Below are 20,576 nucleotides of genomic sequence, written 5' to 3'. Positions count from 1 at the left end.
CGGGTTTATTTACTGGTCAGTTGCAGGTTTTCAGCGGCCGGTTTGCCATCGAAGGTGGTGACGCCTTCAAGCCAGCGCTTTTTGTCCTGCGGGTGATCCTTGATCCATTGTTTGGCCGACTCGAAAGCGTCCTTGTGATCCAGCAGCGGCTGCATCATCCGGCTCTCGTCTTCGGCGGTGAACGTCAGGTTGCTCAGCAGGCGACCGATGTTCGGGCATTGCTCGGCGTATGTCGGTGCAGTGACGGTCCACACGGTGGCCTTGCCTTCGTCCGGCCCAAGGGCGTTTTCACTGCCGGTGAGGTAGGTCATTTTTACGTTGACGTTCATCGGGTGCGGCGCCCAGCCGAAGAACACCACGGCTTCGTTGCGACGTACGGCGCGATCCACGGCAGCGAGCATGCCGGCTTCGCTGGACTCGACCAACTGGAACTTGCCGAGGCCAAACTGGTTCTTGGAGATCATCGCCTTGATCTGGGTGTTGGCGCCCGAGCCAGGCTCGATGCCGTAGATCTTGCCGCCCAGTTCCTTTTCGAATTTGGCGATGTCAGCGAAGGTTTTCAGGCCCTTGTCGGCGAGGTAGGTCGGCACGGCGAGGGTCGCGCGGGCGTCCTGCAGGCTTGGCGCTTCAAGCACCTTGACCTGTTTGGCGTCGACGAACGGGGTGATGGTCTGGGTCATCAGCGGGTTCCAGTAGCCGAGGAACAGGTCCAGACGCTGGTCGCGGATCCCGGCAAAGATGATTTGCTGGGAGGCGCTGGTTTGTTTGGTGCTGTAGCCGAGGCCATCGAGCAATACCTGGGTCATGGCACTGGTGGCGATCACGTCGGTCCAGTTCACTACACCCATGCGCACGTTCTGGCACGCGGCGGGTTCGGCGGCCATGACACTGGCGCTCAGCAAAGCGGTACCACTGAGTGCAAGAACACAGCTGCTGATCAGTCGTTTCATCTCAGGTTCCTCGGCAGTTCGTTTATTGTGAGTTCCGGTGTCTGATGCGCCGGTGATGCCAAGTTACGCAGCAAAGCACCGATGAAAGCGCACTGCGGCGACCAGCTCTTGCACTGCAGCGACCTGTGCTCTTGAATGCCGCTCGCAAGTGGCGTATCAACATCCCTACGCTGCCCGCCCTCTCGTTACCTGGCCTCCTGTTACCTGCTAAGCGAGTGCGCTCCATGTCCCAGGATTTCTACTTCTTGTTGATGCCGGGTTTCTCGGCCATCGGATTTATCTCGGCCATCGAGCCGTTGCGGGTCGCCAATCGATTTCGTGGCGAGCTGTACCGCTGGCATGTGCTGAGCGCGGATGGCGGGGCGGTGCTGGCGAGCAACGGCATGTCGGTCAACGCCGATGCGGCGCTTGAGCCGCTGAAGAAAGGCGCGACACTGCTGGTGGTCGCTGGTTTCGAACCCTTGAAGTTCGCCACCCCGGCGCTGGAACACTGGTTGCGTCGCCTGGACAACGAAGGCGTGACCCTCGGCGCCATCGACACCGGCAGCTTCATCCTCGCCGAAGCCGGCCTGCTCGATGGCCATCGCCTGACCCTGCACTGGGAAGCCATCGACGCCTTCAAGGAATCTTATCCACAGCTCAGCGTCACCCAGGAGCTGTTCGAGATCGATCGCCGGCGCATCACCTCCGCCGGCGGCACCGCTTCCATCGATCTGATGCTGGATCTGATCGCCCAGGCCCACGGCCCCGATCTGGCGATCCAGGTCAGTGAGCAATTCGTGCTAGGCCGCATCCGCCCGCGCAAAGACCACCAGCGCATGGAAGTCGCCACGCGCTATGGCATCAGCAACAAGAAGCTGGTGCACGTGATTGGCGAGATGGAGCAGCACAGCGAACCGCCGCTGAGCACGCTGGAACTGGCGGAATCGATCAAGGTGACGCGGCGGCAGTTGGAGCGCCTGTTTCGCCTGCATCTGAATGACACACCGAGCAATTTCTACTTGCGGTTACGGTTGGAAAAAGCGCGGCAGTTGCTCCGTCAGACCGACATGAGTGTGCTGGAGGTGAGCATTGCCTGCGGGTTTGAGTCGCCGTCGTATTTCACCCGCAGTTATCGGGCGAAGTATGAGCGGTGCCCGCGGGAGGATCGACGCACCGCCAAGGCATAAAGATCTTTTATTTTATTTTTTCACCAACGCCGAACACGCCGCTTTGTAAGCCTCATGCTGATACTTGTTCAGCGTTCCCGGCAGTTCGAAGTTGTGCTTCTTGGCCTGGGCATTGATGGTCTGCGGCGACAGCAAGGTCACCTCGCAATTTTCCAGCAACTGAAAAACCCCTTCGATCTTGAACGTCGTCGGCCCGCCAGCGAACTCGCCTTTCTTGCTGCGCTTCTTGATCGCGATGCGGTCGATGGAATTCTCGCGGACAAACGAAGCGACCTGAGCGGCGAACACTTTGACGTTGGCGGCTTCGTCGTCATCGTCCAAGGCAATTTTCTTGGTGGCGAGCGCGACATGGCCCAGCGCCTGACCGTCCAGCGTGGCCACGGCGATGATCGCTTCGCTGCCTTTGATTTCGATGCCGCAGACTTTCATGTTCAATCCCATTAGTGACAGAGGGTGTGCAGCTTACAGCTCAAGCTGGCTGGTGGTGATGCCAAACGCCAAAGCGATTTTTTCGCGAGTGGCTTTACGGGGTCTGGCGACTGTTTCCTGTTGGGCAAAGGCAGGCTGGGTTATGCCCATGCGTTTGGCCACTTCATCCTGGGTAAGGTTCAAGTGTTCGCGCCAGGCGCGGATAGGGGTAGCGCCATCGACGATACGGCTCACCACCTCATGGGGGATCAAGTCGGGCTCGATTTTCTGCGCCACGTATTGTGCATAGGGAATGACCACGAAGGCTGGATTGCCTTCGGCGTCGTTGATGATTTGAATGTCAGTAGGTGCGTTCATCGCGTTTTTTGACCTCTTGAATACTGACCACTTTGATCGCGCCATCCCAATCAAACATGACCCGGTAATTACCGACACGCAGCCGATAGGCGTAGTCATGACCGACCAGTGCTTTGACATTGCCTGCCTCAGGCATGCCAGCGAGCGCCGTGATGGCATCACGAACCTGAATCTGGTGAACGGAATGCAATCTCAAGAGTTGCTTAACGGCCTTTCGAGTCCAGTGAATGCTGTTCATGGAAGAATATAAGTCTTTTATAAGATTTGCGAATCTTTGCTTATATTTTTATGGTTGGCCATCAACAACATTTGTCGGCATGTTGCGTGACAAGTCCGCAGAACAGCGGCTTTGGACGGAAGCTGTAGGTCGGATCAGAGTGCGTTGTGGGAAAAGGTTTTTTTGGCGATTGAAAGCTGGTGGTAGTGCCCGCTTTCAGTGAGACATTCAGGACTATTCCTGCCCAATCGACTCCAAAAACTCCGACCGCTCGTCGCTCATCCGCGCCACGCAATCGTTCTGGGCAATGGTGAACGCCTTGCTGCCAGCGGTGGCCGGGAAGGCTTCGACGGCGCAATCTGCGTCGCGGGTCTTCAGCCATTGCTGTTGGGCGGCTTTGATCTTGGCGGCGATGTCGGCCAGTTGCGACGGGTTTTTGCCGTACTGCGACTGCATGCGGTCGGCCAGGCCCTGGAGGTTTTCCTTGAGCAGGTCTTCGGCGGTGGTTTTGCTGAAGGCCGAGCACTCGAGGGTCTGGACGTCGTTTTCAACTTTGTCGCACGGGTTGTCGTCGGCCACCTCGGCTGCGTGTACGCCGGTCGCAATCAGTGCCAAAGCCAGAAGGATGGATTTCATTCAGGTCGCCGCTCTATTCCAGTGATGCGGCGAATTCTGGCCCAAGCCGAGGGCCTTGAACAGGTCGGTGATAGTGCCTGGCGACGACCCTTTGTCGTGGATTGACGCTTTCGGCAATTCCCCTGTCGTTTTTGCACCCGGCTGCTTGGGCACCGAGGCATATGCTGGCCCAAAGCGCCGGCAGACGATTCGGCGCATGAATCGCTAATAAGGGGACAGCCTGATGAGCCCAGCCGAATTGCACGCCGACAGCATCGTTATCGACGGGCTGATTATTGCCAAGTGGAACCGTGAACTGTTCGAAGACATGCGCAAGGGCGGTCTGACCGCGGCCAACTGCACCGTGTCGGTGTGGGAGGGCTTCCAGGCCACCGTCAACAACATCGCCGCGAGCCAGAAGCTGATCCGCGAGAACAGCGACCTGGTGATTCCGGTCCGCACCACCGCCGACATCCGTAAAGCCAAGGAGCAGGGCAAGACCGGCATCCTTTTCGGCTTCCAGAATGCCCACGCCTTTGAAGACCAGATCGGCTATGTCGAAGTCTTCAAGCAGCTGGGCGTCGGTATCGTGCAGATGTGCTACAACACCCAGAACCTGGTGGGCACCGGTTGCTACGAGCGTGACGGCGGCCTGTCGGGCTTCGGTCGTGAAATCGTCGCCGAGATGAACCGGGTTGGCGTGATGTGCGACCTGTCCCACGTCGGTTCCAAGACTTCCGAAGAAGTCATCCTCGAATCGAAGAAGCCGGTCTGCTACTCCCACTGCCTGCCGTCGGGGCTCAAGGAGCACCCGCGCAACAAGTCCGATGAAGAACTCAAGTTCATTGCCGACCACGGCGGCTTTGTCGGCGTGACCATGTTCGCGCCGTTCCTGGCCAAGGGCATCGATTCGACCATCGACGACTACGCCGAAGCCATCGAATACGTGATGAACATCGTCGGCGAAGACGCCATCGGCATCGGCACCGACTTCACCCAGGGCCATGGCCAGGACTTCTTCGAATACCTGACCCACGACAAGGGCTACGCCCGCCGCCTGACCAGCTTCGGCAAGATCATCAATCCGCTGGGCATCCGAACCGTGGGCGAGTTCCCGAACCTGACCGAGACCCTGCTCAAGCGCGGCCACTCCGAGCGCGTGGTGCGCAAGATCATGGGTGAGAACTGGGTGAATGTCCTCAAGGACGTTTGGGGCGAATAAGCCACCGCATCTCTGAATCCTTTCCCGCTGCCGTCCGTGCAGCGGGCAACACAACGAATTTTCTGGAGTTAAGTTTCCATGGCCAAGATCGCCCCGCAATTGCCAATCGAAGTCGACAGCGAAACCGGTGTCTGGACCTCCGACGCCCTGCCGATGCTGTACGTGCCACGCCATTTCTTCGTCAACAACCACATGGGCATCGAGGAAGTGCTGGGCGCTGAAGCCTACGCCGAAATCCTCTACAAGGCCGGCTACAAGTCTGCCTGGCACTGGTGTGAAAAAGAAGCCGAATGCCACGGCCTGGAAGGCGTCGCGGTGTTCGAACACTACATGAAGCGCCTGTCGCAGCGCGGCTGGGGCCTGTTCAAGATCCAGGACATCGACCTCGACAAAGGCACCGCCAGCGTCAAGCTCGAACACTCGGCATTCGTCTACGTGTACGGCAAGGTCGGGCGTAAGGTCGACTACATGTTCACTGGCTGGTTTGCAGGCGCGATGGACCAGATCCTCGCCGCTCGCGGCAGCAAGATCCGTACGGTGGCCGAGCAAGTCTACGGTGGCTCCGAAGAGGGCCACGAAGACGGCTTGTTCATCGTCAAGCCGTTGTAAGTCGAGGAACCCGCCATGGCTTTCGAAGCAATGTTCCAGCCGATCCAGATCGGCAAACTGACCATCCGTAACCGCGTGCTCAGCACCGCGCACGCCGAGGTTTATGCCACCGACGGCGGCATGACCACCGACCGGTACGTCAAGTATTACGAAGAGAAAGCCAAGGGCGGGATCGGCCTGGCGATTTGCGGTGGCTCCTCCAGCGTGGCCATCGACAGCCCGCAAGGCTGGTGGAAGTCGGTGAACCTGGCGGATGACCGGATCATTCCGCACTTCCAGAACCTGGCCGATGCCATGCACAAGCATGGCGCGAAGATCATGATCCAGATTACCCACATGGGCCGTCGTTCCCGTTGGGACGGCGAACACTGGCCAACCCTGCTGTCGCCGTCGGGCATCCGTGAGCCGGTGCACCGTGCGACCTGCAAGACCATCGAGCCGGAAGAAATCTGGCGGGTGATCGGCAACTACGCCACGGCAGCGGCGCGGGCCAAGGCCGGTGGCCTGGACGGCGTCGAATTGTCCGCCGTGCACCAGCACATGATCGACCAGTTCTGGAGCCCTCGGGTCAACAAGCGTACCGACGAATGGGGCGGCAGCTTCGAGAACCGCATGCGTTTCGGCCTGGAAGTGATCAAGGCTGTGCGCAAGGAAGTCGGTCCGGATTTCTGCGTCGGCATCCGTCTGTGCGGTGATGAATTCCACCCGGATGGCTTGTCCCATGAGGACATGAAGCAGATCGCCAAGTACTACGACGACACCGGCATGATCGATTTTATTGGTGTCGTGGGTTCAGGGTGCGACACCCACAACACCCTGGCCAACGTTATCCCCAACATGAGTTATCCACCGGAGCCGTTCCTGCATCTGGCGGCCGGTATCAAGGAAGTGGTCAAGGCACCTGTACTGCACGCGCAGAACATCAAGGACCCGAACCAGGCGACCCGTATTCTGGAGGGCGGCTACGTCGACATGGTCGGCATGACCCGCGCTCACATCGCCGACCCGCACCTGATCGCCAAGATCAAGATGGGCCAGGTCGACCAGATCAAACAATGCGTCGGCGCCAACTACTGCATCGACCGTCAGTATCAGGGCCTGGACGTGTTGTGCATCCAGAACGCCGCGACCTCCCGTGAATACATGGGCGTGCCGCACATCATCGAGAAAACCACCGGTGTCAAACGCAAGGTGGTGGTAGTCGGTGCCGGCCCAGCCGGGATGGAAGCCGCTCGCGTGTCGGCCGAACGTGGCCACGACGTGACCCTGTTCGAAAAGAAAGAATTTATCGGTGGGCAGATCACTACCGCGTCGAAAGCTCCACAACGGGACCAGATCGCCGGTATCACTCGCTGGTTCCAGCTGGAACTGGCGCGTTTGAAAGTCGACCTGCGCCTAGGCGTGGCGGCGGATGCGGCGACCATTCTCGACCTGCGTCCGGACGTGGTGGTGCTCGCTGTCGGCGGTCATCCATTCCTGGAACAGAACGAACACTGGGGCGCGGCTGAAGGCCTGGTGGTCAGCAGCTGGGACATCCTCGACGGCAAGGTTGCACCGGGCAAGAACGTGCTGGTCTACGACACCATTTGCGAGTTCACCGGGATGTCGACGGCCGACTTCCTCGCCGACAAGGGCAGCCAGGTCGAGATCGTCACCGACGACATCAAGCCGGGCGTGGCCATTGGCGGTACGTCGTTCCCGACTTACTACCGCAGCATGTACCCGAAAGAAGTGATCATGACCGGCGACATGATGCTGGAGAAGGTCTACCGCGAAGGCGACAAGCTGGTGGCGGTGCTGGAAAACGAATACACCGGCGCCAAAGAGGAGCGGGTGGTCGACCAGGTGGTGGTGGAAAACGGCGTGCGTCCGGACGAAGAAATCTACTACGCCATGAAGGAAGGCTCGCGCAACAAAGGCCAGATGGACATCGAAGCCTTGTTTGCGATCAAGCCGCAACCTTCGCTGAGCACCACGGGTGACGGCTACTTGCTGTTCCGTATCGGCGACTGCGTGGCCCAGCGCAATACACACGCTGCGATCTATGACGCGCTGCGGTTGTGCAAGGATTTCTAAGAGCTTGCACATAACCCTTGTAGGAGCGAGCTTGCTCGCGATGGACGTGAACGATGACGCGGGGAGTCTGACTTAGCGCGGCGTTCTCAGGTTTTTCGCGAGCAAGCTCGCTCCTACAAGGAATCGGGCAAGGCATCCAGGTAGTTTGGCCTGCAAGACCCTGCGGTCTTTGGGAGCTTCACCATGTTGAACACCCTTCTTCCAATCCTGTTGTTCGCCGCCCTTGGCCTTGGTGTCCTGGGCGCGTTGCGGCGGGTGGCCATGTGGCGCCGGGGCCGGGCTTCGAAAGTCGACCTGATCGGCGGCCTGTTCGCCATGCCCAAGCGCTACATGGTCGACTTGCACCATGTGGTAGCGCGGGACAAATACATTGCCAACACCCACGTCGCCACGGCCGGCGGTGCGGTAGCGTCCATCGTGCTGGCGATTCTGGTGCACGGTTTCGGCCTGCATAACCGCTTCCTCGGCTATGCGCTGCTGTTGATGACAGCGGTGATGTTCGTCGGCGCGATCTTTGTTTATCTGCGTCGGCGCAATCCGCCGTCGCGTCTGTCGAAAGGCCCGTGGATGCGCCTGCCGAAAAGCCTGCTGGCGTTCTCGGCTTCATTCTTCCTGTTGACCCTGCCGGTGGCCGGGATCCTTCCGGAAAACTTCGGTGGCTGGCTGTTGGCAGCGATTCTCGGAGTTGGCGTGCTGTGGGGCGTGTCGGAACTGTTCTTCGGCATGACCTGGGGCGGGCCGATGAAACACGCCTTTGCCGGTGCCTTGCACCTGGCCTGGCACCGTCGCGCCGAACGCTTCGGCGGTGGCCGTTCCACGGGGCTGAAACCGCTCGACCTGAATGACCCAACTGCGCCACTGGGCGTGGAAAAACCCAAGGATTTCACCTGGAACCAGTTGCTCGGCTTCGACGCTTGCGTGCAGTGCGGTAAATGCGAAGCGGCATGCCCGGCGTTCGCCGCCGGCCAGCCACTGAACCCGAAAAAACTGATTCAGGACATGGTCGTCGGCCTGGCCGGTGGCACCGATGCCAAGTTCGCCGGCAGTCCGTATCCGGGCAAGGCCATCGGTGAGCACGCGGGAAATCCGCATCAACCGATCGTCAATGGTCTAGTGGATGCCGAGACCCTGTGGTCGTGCACCACCTGTCGCGCCTGCGTCGAGGAATGCCCGATGATGATCGAGCACGTCGATGCCATCGTCGACATGCGCCGTCACCTGACCCTGGAAAAAGGCGCGACCCCGAACAAGGGCGCGGAAGTCCTGGAGAACCTGATCGCCACCGACAACCCGGGCGGTTTCGCGCCGGGCGGGCGGATGAACTGGGCTGCGGACTTGAACCTCAATCTGCTCAGCGAAAAGAAATCCACCGACGTGCTGTTCTGGGTCGGCGACGGCGCCTTCGACATGCGCAACCAGCGCACCCTGCGCGCGTTCGTCAAAGTGCTCAAGGCGGCGAAAATCGACTTCGCCGTGCTTGGCCTCGAAGAGCGCGACAGCGGTGACGTGGCGCGGCGCCTGGGCGACGAAGCGACCTTCCAGCTGTTGGCCAAACGCAACATCCAGACCCTGGCCAAGTACAGTTTCAACCGCATCGTCACCTGTGATCCGCACAGCTTCCACGTGCTGAAAAACGAGTACGGTGCCTTCGATGGCAACTACCTGGTGCAGCACCACAGCACCTACATGGCGGAAATCATCGATGCTGGCGCGCTCAATCTCGGTCAGCACAAAGGCGACAGCGTGACCTACCACGACCCGTGCTACCTCGGCCGCTACAACGGCGAGTACGAGGCGCCGCGTCAGGTGTTGCGCGCCCTCGGGATCGAAGTGAAAGAGATGCAACGTTCCGGCTTCCGTTCGCGCTGCTGCGGCGGTGGTGGCGGCGCGCCGATCACCGACATTCCCGGCAAGCAACGTATTCCCGACATGCGCATGGACGATATCCGCGAAACCGGCGCCGAACTGGTGGCCGTGGGTTGTCCACAGTGCACTGCGATGCTCGAAGGCGTGGTCGAACCGCGTCCAATGATCAAGGACATCGCCGAACTGGTAGCCGATGCGTTGCTCGAAGACGCAACGCCGGGAAAGCCTTCGGCACCGGCCAAACGTGAACCTGCGGAGGTGCAGTAATGAGCGACATTATCCGCCGCGACCCACGCGCCGAATGGATCGCCCGCAACCGCTTGCACCCGCTGCACGCGGCCATGCAACCGGCGCAACACAGCTGGATGGGGCCTAACGGTCTCATCCGCAAGAATCCTCACGGGATCGGTTTTATCGGCCCCAACGGCATCAAACGAATCGACCGCAGCGGCGCTCAGCAGGGCGGGGCGACCAAACGCTCGGCCGCAGTTGAAGTGCAATTGCCGCTGCATCAAGTGCCTGCACCCGCGTTCTACATCAGCGTGGTGCCGGACATGGTCGGCGGTCGCTTGAGCAGCCACGACCGCGACTTGCTCGGCCTGGCTCATCAGTTGGCCGGCAAGGACGGCGCGGTATTGGCCGTGGTCTTCGGTGAGCACAAGGAAAACGCCTTCGCTACGGCTGGCGTGGATCGCTTGCTAGTGCTTGAGGGCGACGAATTCAACGGTTATGCACCGGAACAACGGGTCCAGGGCCTGTGGGCTGTGGATAACCAGTTCAGCCCGCGTCACTGGTTGCTGCCGGACAGCCGCAGTGGCGGTGGCGAACTCGGTCGACGTTTCGCCGCGGCACTGGGCGAGCGCCCGGCCACGCGGGTCTGGCAGGTCAAGGATCAGGAGTGCATCGGCCGCGCCGGTGCGGGCCTGCAAGACCTTGCCCGTCCGCTGGGGCGTTTGATTCTGGCGGCTGCCGAGTGCGCCGAACCGGTCAGCGAAACCCGTCACGAAGCCTTGCCGGTGGAGTTATCCACAACCGTCGCCCGCAGTCTCTCGCGCATCGAGGATCTGGGGGCGGTGGCGGTGGATCCAGCGGCAATCCCCATGGCTGAAGCAGAGTTCATTTTCTCCGGTGGCAACGGGGTCAAGGACTGGGGACTTTTCCACAGGACCGCCGAAGCCCTCGGCGCGACCGAAGGCGCCTCGCGGGTGGCGGTGGACGACGGCTTCATGGCCCGCGATCGTCAGGTCGGGGCATCCGGCACCTGGGTCACCGCACGAGTCTATGTGGCGGTGGGGATTTCCGGGGCGATCCAGCACCTGCAAGGCATCGGTGCCTGCGACAAGGTGGTGGCGATCAACCTCGACCCTGGCTGCGACATGATCAAGCGTGCCGACCTCTCGGTGATCGGTGAGAGCGCGGAGATTCTTCAAGCCTTGATCGAGGCGGTAGAGGCTTATCGCAACGACGCCAAGCGCGATGCGGCTTAAGGGAAGGAAAGGGTTATGAGCACGAAAATCATCAGCCTGGTGTCCATCGGCGCCCACCCGACGTCCGGTCGGCCACGTCGCGCGGAACAGGATGCGCGGGCGGTAGAACTGGGCCTGCAACTGGCTGGGGATAACCTGCAAGTGCTGCATGCCGGCGACATCGCCGAGCCTGCATTGCGCGCTTACCTGGGCATGGGGCTGGAGCAACTGCATGTGTTGGAGCAACCGCAAGGCGCCGATGCGCTACCGGCGCTGACCGAGTATCTGCGCGATGCCGGTGCTCAGGTGGTGTTGACCGGCAGTCAGGCGGAAACCGGTGAAGGCTCGGGCATGTTGCCGTTCCTGCTGGCCGAAAGCCTGGGCTGGCCGCTGGTGGTGGGACTGGCGCAGGTCGAGTCCATCGATGGCAGTACGGCGCTGGTGCTGCAAGCCTTGCCGCGCGGTCAACGCCGTCGGCTGAAGGTACGCCTGCCGTTTCTGGCAACGGTGGATAACGCCGCGCCCAAGCCTCGCCAGAGCGCTTACGGCCCGGCCCGACGCGGCGTGCTGCAAGCGCAGGAAGTTGAAGTCATCGATGATGAACTGCTCGCAGTGGCCAGCCTGCAACCGGCCAAGCCACGGCCCAAGCGCCTGAAGGTAATCAAGGCCAAGAGCGGTGCCGACCGTATGAAAGCCGCGACAGCCAAGGCCAGTGGTGGAGGTGGGCAGGTGCTCAAAGGCGTGACGGCCCAGGCCGGTGCCGAGGCGATTCTGAAGTTGCTGATTGAAGAAGGCGTGGTTCGCTAGCGGTTCATTGGGGGAAACAAATGGCTGTTGAGTTTCGTTCGGCCCTGCGCAGCGATGCGCGGGAGATTGCCCGGTTGTTCCAGATTTCGTCGGAGGGAGCTGCGGATTACATCTGGAGCCAGATCGCCGAGCCTGGCCAGGACCTGCTGGACGTGGGCGCCATCCGCTATGCCCGCGACGATGTGGACTTTTCCTATCAGAACTGCCTGATCGCCGAGGCCGGCGGGGAAGTCATCGGCATGTTGCACAGCTACGTGATGCGCCATGATCCATTGGCGCCTCCAGTGACCGATCCGGTATTGGCACCCTACGCCACGATGGAAATCCCGGACACCCTGTACATTTCCAGCCTGGCGCTGCATGAGGGCTGGCGGAACCAGGGTCTGGGCAAGCAATTCCTCGCCTACGCCTACGACCGTGCCAGCCGGCTCGGGCTCAATGGCCTGAGCCTGATCGATTACGCCGCGAACACCGGCGCCCGGCGTTTCTATGAGCGCCACGGCTTTCGCATTGTCGATACCTGCCAGATCACGCCGCATCCGATGATTCGGGTCACGGGTGAGGCCTATCTGATGTATCGGCCCTAGCGGGTTCGTGGCAGGCGACCCTAGTAGAACTGATAGTGTTGGCCGGGCGGGCGGTTTGTTAGGGTACTGATCAGTTGGTACCCGCCTTTTCGAACCGGGCCTGTCTGTGTCAGGTATCACATCGCGGGTTATCAGGTCTCATCAAGGACGCTACTGATGCCTATCGCCCGCAAGCCCCAACCTGTAAAACCCTTGCCCGCAGCGCATATGCGGTCCCCCCGAACCCTGCTGCTCGCCAGTGACCTGCAACAAAGCGTATTGGCCGAACTGGACCGCAGCGGGCCGAACCCCTTCGCCTATTCCCCCTATGGCTTGCAAAGCGCCTCGAGACGGGCGGGGACGCATCTGGGCTTCAATGGTCAGTTCAAGGAAGGGGTCACGGGTTGGTATCACTTGGGTAATGGCCATCGGGTCTATAACCCGGTGTTGATGCGGTTTCACAGTCCGGATCGGTTGAGTCCGTTCGGGAAAGGGGGATTGAATGCGTACGCGTATTGCTCTGGCTCCCCCGTTAATCGCGTCGATCCAAGCGGAAAGTCCTGGCTGTCACTCGTTGGAAACGCTGTGGGTTCTTTGTTGAACACCATTTTTGCCGGAGCGGCAATCAACCGGGCTGCGGCGGCAATCGTGGCAGGCAGACCTCAGAGCATGATCACGCGCATTGGCAACACCCTGAGTTTTTGGGGTGGCGCTTCAGGTGTCCCGTCGCGTGCGGCGGGATTACCCGCCGCCATGGCTGCGCGAATGCCTGACACCAGTTTGTCGTTGGGTTCGAGTCTGGGTGTCATTGGCAGTCAGGTGCTGACAGGGGCAGGCGCAGTCAACCAGAATTACGTCATCGCCCGGACATGGATGACGACGGCAACCAGCAATGGGCAGTCAAGGTGGCGCGTGTTATGGGAGGCGACCAAGGAAGCCAGTGGATGGAACCTGCTCCGCGGGCAGCCACCGGGCGGGGTTTCGGGCAGAGCCCCCGAAACGCATCTTTCAGACTTAGGATCGGTAACCGAAGTTCAGCAGGAGATCAGAAGACCAACCTGATTTACTTAAGCCCTTCCACGAGTAGTCGTCCAAAATCTGCGACCCCCGTGAACTATAGTTTTTTGTGCGCTGTTCAAAGGCTGGTGGATCCGGGAGCTATGGAGATTCAGCGCTTAATCATAAAACACGGTTTTTATGAACGGGTTGAACATGAAGGCTTTCGGTCGGACCCTGACGCTCCTCACACTATTGTTCGCGGATTTGATGGCGGCTACCCAAGCCAACACGCCCGAGATCGATTTCTATCAGTGGATAGCGTCTGAGCAAGGTCAAAAAGCGACCCTTGAACAAATGCGGCAACGATGCGACCAAGTGCTGGACGCCGCAAAGAACCTGAATTGTTCGGTCTCTGTCATCGCCCGAATGTTCGAAGCCAAAGCCGCCAACCAATTGCCTGATTACTTTCTGGCGATCAAGCGCAAACACGCCCGGGCCATAGGCGCCGATCCAGAACTGAAACGCCTGTTTTCAATGTTCGGCAACGACTCACAATCGACCCTCAGGGCGACCGACGACTTCTCGGTGACAAGAACCAAACGCCGCGAAGTGTTGCCAATCCATCCGTATGCCAGTGACGCGTTCGTTGCTGACGAGGTGCTGCCGTTCATCGAGGTCAGCGCGGCCAATGGTGCTTCGGCGCGTTTTGTACTGGACACGGGGGCGCCGCAAACCCGGGTCAATATCGACACTGCGAAACAGATGGGCGTCAGGTTGTTGCCCGATGCTTTTTATCGCTACAGCACCTTTTATGGCGAGAAGGGCCTGGCCGCGAGGCTGGGCATTCTCGGGTCGCTGAAAGTCGGCAACCGCGAATTCAGGAACGTCCTGGTCTTTATCAGCGACCGGGATAACCTGTTGGGGCTGGACCTGATCAGTAAGCTGGGGCGCTTGAAGATCACCAGCAGAACACTGGAGCTGAATCCGCCGCCTGCCACGCGCTGTGATGCGTTGATTGTCGTTATCCGCCAGGATCTCAATCAACGGCTGGTGGTGGCCGCACAGCTGGATCGCCGGGCAACGCAGGCCATCATTGATACCGGAAATGTCGACTACCTGACGGCCTCGTCGCCCGGCAGACAGCTCAGCGTTGTGCAGGCGCTGATACCGGGAAGCTCCGTTTCCACCAACGACAGCAAGCGTTTCCAACGCTTCGACGGCATATTGGCCCTGCAAGGCAATACCATGGCGGTCACCTACAAATACTACCCGGGCTTCACCATCCCGCCGTCGCTGATGGGCGGGCAATACGTCCCGTCGATATTGCTCGGATGGCGCGCCTTCAAAGACTTTGAATTGAACCTGGACCTGGAGTCAGGTCGCTCATGCCTCAATAAAGTCTGAACAACTCTGGTGTTTACCCACAATCCCTGTTGGTGCTTCTGTGGATAACATGTTCGCCCCTCGCTACACCCCATACAAATCAGGCCCTGCAAGGCTCTGATCGAAAAACGACCAACCGGGTCGATGGTTTTTCCAAGCTTTTTCAAGGGGATAAGTGCTGCCAGTCATCCAGACTTGCCCCCAATGTCTGTTGGCGCTTCTGTGGATAAGATGTTTGCTATCGGCTGGAAGCCTTATAGACAGCGGCGTGCAGGATTTTGATCATAAAATGATCAAAAGACGGTTTTGCGCCGTCAGCTACCACTCAAACGCCGGTTTTTTGTGGGTTTTAGCGGTTTTCCACAGAGCCTACGAAGTTAACCCCAAAGTCTGTTGGCGCTTCTGTGGATAAGGTGTTCGCGATCTTCTACAAGGCATACAGAACGTGCCTTGCAGGCTTCTGATTAAAAAATATCCAGTGGAACCTGAAAAACCATTAATTGAATAAGTCACGGATTTTATTGGCCTTGTGTGGAAAAAATACCTGAGTGCTCACAGTTACCCACATTTGCTGTGAGTCGAGGTGTGGATAACTTGTTCGCGGAATGCTGCAAGCCATGATCGACTTGGGCTACAGAGGAGTGGTTGTCTTTTGTACAGGTCGCGGGCTCGATCGGCTGGCGTGAAAGCAGCGATTCTGCTCGTTAGCGATATGACCGGTTGATCGTCCCGATATATATCCAATCTAAATAAGTTAAGATTCCTAAAGGTATATCAGACTGTTTGACAGGATTTATCTCCCGGACTTTAATCCTCCTCATGCGATGAAATGGACAGGGTTGTTCAAAAAAAATCTCTCCGGGTCTCTCCGCAGGAGTGGTGCAATGGATTGTTTTTGCGCTCAAGAATTGATGATATTTCCCATAAAAATCTCTCTTCTCCTTAGCGACTAGTCTAATAGCGCTGCGCGACGTATTCGTCAGTACTAAACAATGCATGCGTGGGCACTATTAGTGCCAGATGTTTTAGCAAGCCTGGTAGGGCAGGTAGTTTAGTGAGCGAATTGTAGAATAATGATGAGCGATGCCGGTTGCTTATATCGGCGCTTGTCTACATGGGCACTACCGTGCGTTTAACACCAACTTACAAGGAGTTATAAAATGTCAGAAGCAGCCAAATCAAAAGTCAAGTCGGTCGCCGCCGCCGCTGTTGCGCCATCCAAAGAGGCGTATGTCGAACTTCTGAACGAAATGCGAGTTCACGATAAGAAGCGTTCGGAGGGCAGTGCCAGGGGCGTTCTGATGGCCTCGCCGCACCTGCAGCAGATTCATCTGCGCAGCCTCTATGTCAGTAGCAGCTCCAATGATCCGGCGGTGAGGTACCTTGAACCCAAGGCCCGGGAGGCGGGTGAGGGGCAGTCTGACCAGTCTGAATCAGAGTTGACCAAGGCAACGGAAGCGTTCCAGAATTCCGGTTCGACTGATACCACGCCTTATAAGAATAAACTCGATGAGCTGCGCAACCGAGACAAGGCGGCTGCGGATAAACGCATCGACAAGATGTATGACGAAGCCATTGCTCAAGTTGAGAAATTTCCGCAAAGTGGCGATGCCGTTGTCGGCTTTATGGATACCTTTGGTGGTCTGTTCAATGCAGTGCTAGATAAAATAGCCAACTTCTTCGTTGAGGTTGGTAAAAATATTCTGAATTGGCTGAAGAATGTCTGGGAGAAAATTACCARCACGTTCAATTCGGTTGTTAGTTGGATCACAGGTTGGTTTTCCTGAACGTATCAACCGAATGGTGAGGTGGTGAATGATTAAGCCAATTGGGCCTCCGCCTTTTATCGATCCACTTGAGCGTGAGTGGTGTTTTGCGTTTAATCTCGAAGAAAACAAAGCGCTTGAGGATAATAAGGCCAGGCTTGAAATTCTTCGTCAACGCGATAAAAAGAGGACTGAAGCAAAAATAGATGGCTTATATGACGAACTCCAGCGAAAAATCAATCCCGACTATAAAAGACCGCCCAGTGCCTCCGACATAGGCAATATTTTTTCGGTGGCGCAGAGCATTATCAAATCCTGGAACTGGTAGATGTTCCGTAACGGCATAAAAAACCGCGAGCATGCTCGCGGTTTTTTGTTCAGGGCCGAGGTGACGATACTCAGCCTTTTACCGGAACCCCTTTGAGGTACGGCGCAGGCTCGGCCCCAAGATTGCTCAGCAGACGTTCGCTGTACCAGTCCACGAAGTTCACCACGCCGAACTCATAGGTCTTGGAGTACGGGCCAGGCTGGTACGCGGTGGAGTTGATCCCGCGCTGGTTCTCTTCGGCCAGGCGACGGTCCTGGTCGTTGGTCGCATCCCAGACCTGGCGCATGCGCTCCACGTCGTAGTCCACGCCTTCGACCGCGTCCTTGTGCACGATCCACTTGGTGGTGACCATGGTTTCCTGGGCGCTGATCGGCCACACGGTGAACACGATGATGTGGTCGCCCATGCAGTGGTTCCAGGAGTGCGGCAGGTGCAGGATGCGCATCGAGCCCAGGTCCGGGTTCTGGATCCGGCCCATGAGTTTTTTGCAGCCCTGCTTGCCGTCGATCGTCATCGATACGGTGCCCTTGAGCAGCGGCATGCGCACGATGCGGTTACGCAGGCCGAAGCTGGCGTGAGCGTAAGGGATCTTCTCGGCTTCCCAGGCAGCGGCCGAAGCGGCTACGTGATCCTTGAAGGCCTGGTCGGCACGCGGGTCGGTGACGTCGTCCCATTCCAGCAGGGTTTTCAACAGTTCCGGGTGCGACGCGTTGCAGTGGTAGCACTCGCGGTTGTTTTCCAGCACCAGTTTCCAGTTGGCTTTTTCGAACAAGGTGGTCTGAATCGCCACCTTGGTGTTCTCCATGTCGTACGGTTCCATGTAATGGTTCAGCGTCGACAGGAAGTCATCAATGGCCGGCGGGTTTTCCGACAGGCTGATGAAGATGTAACCGCCAGCGGTTTTCACGTTCACAGGCTTGAGGCCGTACTGCTTCATGTCGAAGTCGGCGCCCATTTCGGTGCCGGCGAACAGCAGGCGACCGTCCAGCTCATACGTCCATTGGTGGTAGTGGCAGACCAGTTTGGCGACTTTGCCTTTTTCACTGGTGCACAGCCGCGAACCACGGTGACGGCAGACGTTGTGGAACGCATGCACCACGCCATCGGCGCCACGAATCACGATGATCGGGTTCTTGCCGATCTGCAGGGTCAGGTAGTTGCCCTTGGTCGGGATTTCGCAGGTCATGCCGGCGATCAACCACTCTTTCTGAAAGATTTCCTGCATGTCGATATCAAACAGGCGCTCGTCGGAGTAAAACGGCTGCGGCAGTGAGAAGGTGCGCTCGCGCTCTTGCAGCATCTGTGCGGTGGCCTTGCGTGCGGGTTCCAGCGGATCGCCCAGGCTCAGGGTAGTAGTGACGTCCATCATTTAATCCTCAAGGCCATTCTGTGTGGCCGGCGAATAGTGGCTACGGTTGTGCGACGCAAGACAAAAACAGCAGTTATCTGTTGAGGCGAGTGTGGGGCCGGCGCTGCCCGGAACCTTATCCATGGGCGACATGGCCCAATCTGTTCCCGACGCGCAACCCCCGGTAATTGGGGGCTGGTCGCGATAAGTATGTGAATGTCGCAGATAGGTAAATGGGTGGTTCGCGCTATACGCAGAATCGCCAACATGAAGGCCGACAGTCGGCCGTGGAGATCAGCATGTCCAACAGCTTCCTGAACCCGGTAACCACCCAGACCTGGGCCAATGGTCGACACATTGTCCGTTGCGTCAAAGTCATCCAGGAAACCTGGGATGTGCGCACCTTCTGTTTCATGGCCGACCAGCCGATTCTGTTCTTTTTCAAGCCCGGGCAATTCGTCACCCTGGAGCTGGAAATCGACGGCGTGCCGATCATGCGCTCCTACACCATTTCCAGTTCGCCGTCGGTGCCGTACAGCTTTTCGGTGACCATCAAGCGCGTGCCGGGGGGCAAGGTGTCCAACTGGCTGCACGACACTCTACATGAAGGCCAGGAGCTGGCGGTGCACGGGCCGGTCGGACTGTTCAATGCCATGGACTTCCCTGCGCCGAAAATACTCTACCTCAGCGGCGGCGTCGGCATCACGCCGTGCATGTCCATGGCGCGCTGGTTCTACGACACCAACGGCAACGTCGACATGACGTTTATCCACAGCGCCCGCTCGCCCAAAGACATCATTTATCACCGCGAGCTGGAACACATGGCGTCGCGGATCGAGAACTTCAGCCTGCACCTGATTTGCGAGAAACATGGCATGGGTGAGCCCTGGGCCGGTTATCGCGGTTACCTGAACCACAGAATGCTTGAATTGATGGCGCCGGATTTCCTTGAGCGCGAAGTGTTCTGCTGCGGCCCGACACCGTATATGAGCGCGGTCAAGCGCTTGCTGGAAGGCGCTGGCTTCGACATGTCGCGCTACCACGAAGAGTCCTTCGGCGCGACTCCGCCAGAAGCCCGCGCCGACGCCGTGGAACACGCTGAACAAGCGGCCGATGCCCCGGAAATCGACGCGGCGGATCTGCATCAGGTGGAATTCACCGCATCCGGCAAGAGCATCCGCGTGGCCCCGGGCGAGACCGTGCATGCGGCGGCGGCCAAGGTCGGCCTGATGATCCCGAAAGCGTGCGGCATGGGCATCTGCGGCACCTGCAAGGTGTTGAAGCTGGGTGGTGAAGTCGAGATGGAACACAACGGCGGGATCACTGAAGAAGACGAAGCCGAAGGGTATATTCTGTCGTGCTGCAGTGTGCCGAAGGGTGACGTGCGGATCGAGTTCTAACTAACGTCGCCCCCCTGTAGGAGCGAGCTTGCTCGCGATGGGCTTGAAAGCGCTGCGTTTATTCAGAAAGCACGCGTTATCGTTAGCGTCCATCGCGAGCAAGCTCGCTCCTACAGAGGTGGGTTCGATCCAATCAGTCGACGAACAGATCCGTCATCAGCTTGTCGTCGCTGTCCGGCGCGAACCGATAGTGCTCGAACTCCGTCACACCGTTTTCCCGCAGTATTTCCTCATCGATCAGCAAGCGCCCTGTCAGGCTGCGGTTTGCGCTGCTCAGAATCACATGCGCCGCATCCGCCATGATCGCAGGCAGGCGTGCATGCTTGAACGATTCCCTTGACCCCAGCTGAAACTCGATGGCAGCGGTGGCGATCATGGTCTGTGGCCACAGCGAGTTGACGCTGATGCCGTAATTCCTGAATTCCTCACTCATGCCCAAGGTCAGCATGCTCATGCCGTATTTGGTCACGGTGTACGGGCTGTACTGGGCAAACCACTTGGTGGCCAGGTTCAGCGGCGGGGACAGGTTGAGGATGTGGCCGCTGGACTTCTTCAAGTACGGCAACGCAGCCTGGCTACACAGCAATACGGCACGGGTGTTGATCTGGTGCATCAGGTCAAAGCGCTTGAGTTCGAGGTGCTGGACCCCGGTCAATTTGATCGCCCCGGCGTTATTGATCAGCGCATCGATGCTGCCGAAATGTTCGTTGGCCTGGGCCAGTGCTTCGCGTACGGCGTCTTCCTCACGCACATCCACCTGCAGAGCCAAGGCTTTCCCGCCAGCGGCTTCCACTTCCCGGGCCACACTGAAAATCGTGCCCGGCAGCTTGGGGTGGGGTTCGGCACTTTTGGCGGCGATCACAATGTTGGCCCCATCGCGTGCGGCCCGCAGCGCAATCTCGCGACCGATGCCGCGGCTGGCGCCGGTGATGAACAGGGTTTTGCCTTGCAATGACATGCTGACGCTCCTGATTGTTTTTATCTGAACGGATCGCCAGTCAAT

The 20,576-nt window shown here is 58.8% G+C and carries 20 protein-coding genes; 13 read left to right on the top strand and 7 right to left on the bottom strand.

What is annotated here, in order from left to right; translation table 11 throughout:
- Positions 1-5 precede the first annotated feature (5 nt).
- The gene (locus AC1DKH_RS02505; RefSeq protein WP_116261445.1) at positions 6-950 is read right to left on the bottom strand and encodes a choline ABC transporter substrate-binding protein; all 945 of its coding nucleotides are present in this window, start codon (positions 948-950) and stop codon (positions 6-8) included.
- A 224-nt stretch (positions 951-1,174) separates the two neighbouring features.
- On the opposite strand from AC1DKH_RS02505, the gene AC1DKH_RS02500 reads away from it, so the two are divergent.
- The gene (locus AC1DKH_RS02500; RefSeq protein WP_477762892.1) at positions 1,175-2,119 is read left to right on the top strand and encodes a GlxA family transcriptional regulator; all 945 of its coding nucleotides are present in this window, start codon (positions 1,175-1,177) and stop codon (positions 2,117-2,119) included.
- Between the two features lie 12 nt (positions 2,120-2,131).
- Here the strand turns inward: AC1DKH_RS02500 and AC1DKH_RS02495 are convergent, their stop codons facing one another.
- From AC1DKH_RS02495 to AC1DKH_RS02480, 4 genes are all read right to left on the bottom strand, one after another.
- A complete protein-coding gene (locus AC1DKH_RS02495; protein ID WP_429522175.1) occupies positions 2,132-2,548 on the bottom strand; it encodes a DUF3010 family protein in 417 nt (138 codons plus the stop codon).
- Between the two features lie 33 nt (positions 2,549-2,581).
- Positions 2,582-2,905 (bottom strand): helix-turn-helix domain-containing protein, encoded by a 324-nt coding sequence (locus tag AC1DKH_RS02490; protein WP_477797328.1) that lies wholly within the window; start codon positions 2,903-2,905, stop codon positions 2,582-2,584.
- Positions 2,889-3,143 carry a type II toxin-antitoxin system RelE family toxin gene (locus tag AC1DKH_RS02485; protein WP_056726567.1) on the bottom strand — a complete coding sequence of 85 codons (255 nt, stop codon included), beginning with the start codon at positions 3,141-3,143 and terminating at the stop codon, positions 2,889-2,891. The genes AC1DKH_RS02490 and AC1DKH_RS02485 overlap by 17 nt, the downstream gene beginning before the upstream one ends.
- A 213-nt stretch (positions 3,144-3,356) precedes the next feature.
- Positions 3,357-3,758, bottom strand: a complete 402-nt coding sequence (locus AC1DKH_RS02480; protein ID WP_477797327.1) for a lysozyme inhibitor LprI family protein — start codon at positions 3,756-3,758, stop codon at positions 3,357-3,359.
- Between the two features lie 223 nt (positions 3,759-3,981).
- Here AC1DKH_RS02480 and AC1DKH_RS02475 point away from each other — a divergent pair, with 223 nt between their 5' ends.
- The 11 genes from AC1DKH_RS02475 to AC1DKH_RS02425 all read left to right on the top strand — a co-directional run bounded on the left by AC1DKH_RS02475 (position 3,982) and on the right by AC1DKH_RS02425 (position 16,825).
- Complete coding sequence (locus AC1DKH_RS02475; RefSeq protein WP_032829497.1) at positions 3,982-4,959, top strand: dipeptidase; 978 nt, start codon at positions 3,982-3,984, stop codon at positions 4,957-4,959.
- A gap of 78 nt (positions 4,960-5,037) precedes the next feature.
- On the top strand, positions 5,038-5,568 hold the full coding sequence (locus AC1DKH_RS02470; protein WP_007975505.1) for a DUF5943 domain-containing protein: 531 nt from the start codon (positions 5,038-5,040) through the stop codon (positions 5,566-5,568).
- A gap of 15 nt (positions 5,569-5,583) precedes the next feature.
- Positions 5,584-7,644, top strand: a complete 2,061-nt coding sequence (gene dgcA / locus AC1DKH_RS02465; protein ID WP_477759793.1) for a dimethylglycine demethylation protein DgcA — start codon at positions 5,584-5,586, stop codon at positions 7,642-7,644.
- A 183-nt stretch (positions 7,645-7,827) separates the two neighbouring features.
- Positions 7,828-9,777 carry a dimethylglycine demethylation protein DgcB gene (gene dgcB / locus AC1DKH_RS02460; RefSeq protein ID WP_477797326.1) on the top strand — a complete coding sequence of 650 codons (1,950 nt, stop codon included), beginning with the start codon at positions 7,828-7,830 and terminating at the stop codon, positions 9,775-9,777.
- Complete coding sequence (etfA, locus tag AC1DKH_RS02455) at positions 9,777-10,997, top strand: electron transfer flavoprotein subunit alpha (protein WP_477797325.1); 1,221 nt, start codon at positions 9,777-9,779, stop codon at positions 10,995-10,997. Before dgcB ends, etfA begins: the two co-directional genes overlap by 1 nt.
- Before the next feature lie 15 nt (positions 10,998-11,012).
- Complete coding sequence (gene etfB / locus AC1DKH_RS02450) at positions 11,013-11,783, top strand: electron transfer flavoprotein subunit beta (RefSeq protein ID WP_477762885.1); 771 nt, start codon at positions 11,013-11,015, stop codon at positions 11,781-11,783.
- A gap of 20 nt (positions 11,784-11,803) precedes the next feature.
- The gene (locus AC1DKH_RS02445; RefSeq protein ID WP_477797324.1) at positions 11,804-12,370 is read left to right on the top strand and encodes an N-acetyltransferase family protein; all 567 of its coding nucleotides are present in this window, start codon (positions 11,804-11,806) and stop codon (positions 12,368-12,370) included.
- A 156-nt stretch (positions 12,371-12,526) separates the two neighbouring features.
- Positions 12,527-13,411 (top strand): RHS repeat-associated core domain-containing protein, encoded by an 885-nt coding sequence (locus AC1DKH_RS02440; RefSeq protein WP_477797323.1) that lies wholly within the window; start codon positions 12,527-12,529, stop codon positions 13,409-13,411.
- Positions 13,412-13,561: 150 nt separating this feature from the next.
- Positions 13,562-14,752: a retropepsin-like aspartic protease gene (locus AC1DKH_RS02435; RefSeq protein WP_477797322.1), complete on the top strand. Its 1,191-nt coding sequence runs from the start codon at positions 13,562-13,564 to the stop codon at positions 14,750-14,752.
- Between the two features lie 1,139 nt (positions 14,753-15,891).
- The gene (locus AC1DKH_RS02430) at positions 15,892-16,518 is read left to right on the top strand and encodes a hypothetical protein (RefSeq protein ID WP_477797321.1); all 627 of its coding nucleotides are present in this window, start codon (positions 15,892-15,894) and stop codon (positions 16,516-16,518) included.
- A 28-nt stretch (positions 16,519-16,546) separates the two neighbouring features.
- Positions 16,547-16,825: a hypothetical protein gene (locus AC1DKH_RS02425; protein ID WP_477797320.1), complete on the top strand. Its 279-nt coding sequence runs from the start codon at positions 16,547-16,549 to the stop codon at positions 16,823-16,825.
- A gap of 70 nt (positions 16,826-16,895) precedes the next feature.
- Here the strand turns inward: AC1DKH_RS02425 and gbcA are convergent, their stop codons facing one another.
- Positions 16,896-18,191: a glycine-betaine demethylase subunit GbcA gene (gene gbcA / locus AC1DKH_RS02420; RefSeq protein WP_477797319.1), complete on the bottom strand. Its 1,296-nt coding sequence runs from the start codon at positions 18,189-18,191 to the stop codon at positions 16,896-16,898.
- A gap of 281 nt (positions 18,192-18,472) precedes the next feature.
- Here gbcA and gbcB point away from each other — a divergent pair, with 281 nt between their 5' ends.
- Positions 18,473-19,573: a glycine-betaine demethylase subunit GbcB gene (gbcB, locus tag AC1DKH_RS02415; RefSeq protein ID WP_477753319.1), complete on the top strand. Its 1,101-nt coding sequence runs from the start codon at positions 18,473-18,475 to the stop codon at positions 19,571-19,573.
- Between the two features lie 133 nt (positions 19,574-19,706).
- Here gbcB and AC1DKH_RS02410 read toward each other — a convergent pair whose 3' ends face one another.
- Positions 19,707-20,531: an SDR family oxidoreductase gene (locus AC1DKH_RS02410; RefSeq protein WP_477797318.1), complete on the bottom strand. Its 825-nt coding sequence runs from the start codon at positions 20,529-20,531 to the stop codon at positions 19,707-19,709.
- Between the last annotated feature and the right edge of the window lie 45 nt (positions 20,532-20,576).

The organism is Pseudomonas sp. 05L36, from assembly GCF_056398125.1.
The sequence above is the reverse complement of the archived record's forward strand: the minus strand, read 5'-3'. Positions and strand labels throughout refer to the sequence as shown.

What these genes read in the sequence shown, in the direction of transcription:
- AC1DKH_RS02505 (WP_116261445.1), bottom strand. Translation starts at nt 950, where the DNA reads ATGAAACGACTGATCAGCAGCTGTGTTCTTGCACTCAGTGGTACCGCT.
- AC1DKH_RS02500 (WP_477762892.1), top strand. Translation starts at nt 1,175, where the DNA reads ATGTCCCAGGATTTCTACTTCTTGTTGATGCCGGGTTTCTCGGCCATC.
- AC1DKH_RS02495 (WP_429522175.1), bottom strand. Translation starts at nt 2,548, where the DNA reads ATGAAAGTCTGCGGCATCGAAATCAAAGGCAGCGAAGCGATCATCGCC.
- AC1DKH_RS02490 (WP_477797328.1), bottom strand. Translation starts at nt 2,905, where the DNA reads ATGAACGCACCTACTGACATTCAAATCATCAACGACGCCGAAGGCAAT.
- AC1DKH_RS02485 (WP_056726567.1), bottom strand. Translation starts at nt 3,143, where the DNA reads ATGAACAGCATTCACTGGACTCGAAAGGCCGTTAAGCAACTCTTGAGA.
- AC1DKH_RS02480 (WP_477797327.1), bottom strand. Translation starts at nt 3,758, where the DNA reads ATGAAATCCATCCTTCTGGCTTTGGCACTGATTGCGACCGGCGTACAC.
- AC1DKH_RS02475 (WP_032829497.1), top strand. Translation starts at nt 3,982, where the DNA reads ATGAGCCCAGCCGAATTGCACGCCGACAGCATCGTTATCGACGGGCTG.
- AC1DKH_RS02470 (WP_007975505.1), top strand. Translation starts at nt 5,038, where the DNA reads ATGGCCAAGATCGCCCCGCAATTGCCAATCGAAGTCGACAGCGAAACC.
- dgcA (WP_477759793.1), top strand. Translation starts at nt 5,584, where the DNA reads ATGGCTTTCGAAGCAATGTTCCAGCCGATCCAGATCGGCAAACTGACC.
- dgcB (WP_477797326.1), top strand. Translation starts at nt 7,828, where the DNA reads ATGTTGAACACCCTTCTTCCAATCCTGTTGTTCGCCGCCCTTGGCCTT.
- etfA (WP_477797325.1), top strand. Translation starts at nt 9,777, where the DNA reads ATGAGCGACATTATCCGCCGCGACCCACGCGCCGAATGGATCGCCCGC.
- etfB (WP_477762885.1), top strand. Translation starts at nt 11,013, where the DNA reads ATGAGCACGAAAATCATCAGCCTGGTGTCCATCGGCGCCCACCCGACG.
- AC1DKH_RS02445 (WP_477797324.1), top strand. Translation starts at nt 11,804, where the DNA reads ATGGCTGTTGAGTTTCGTTCGGCCCTGCGCAGCGATGCGCGGGAGATT.
- AC1DKH_RS02440 (WP_477797323.1), top strand. Translation starts at nt 12,527, where the DNA reads ATGCCTATCGCCCGCAAGCCCCAACCTGTAAAACCCTTGCCCGCAGCG.
- AC1DKH_RS02435 (WP_477797322.1), top strand. Translation starts at nt 13,562, where the DNA reads ATGAAGGCTTTCGGTCGGACCCTGACGCTCCTCACACTATTGTTCGCG.
- AC1DKH_RS02425 (WP_477797320.1), top strand. Translation starts at nt 16,547, where the DNA reads ATGATTAAGCCAATTGGGCCTCCGCCTTTTATCGATCCACTTGAGCGT.
- gbcA (WP_477797319.1), bottom strand. Translation starts at nt 18,191, where the DNA reads ATGGACGTCACTACTACCCTGAGCCTGGGCGATCCGCTGGAACCCGCA.
- gbcB (WP_477753319.1), top strand. Translation starts at nt 18,473, where the DNA reads ATGTCCAACAGCTTCCTGAACCCGGTAACCACCCAGACCTGGGCCAAT.
- AC1DKH_RS02410 (WP_477797318.1), bottom strand. Translation starts at nt 20,531, where the DNA reads ATGTCATTGCAAGGCAAAACCCTGTTCATCACCGGCGCCAGCCGCGGC.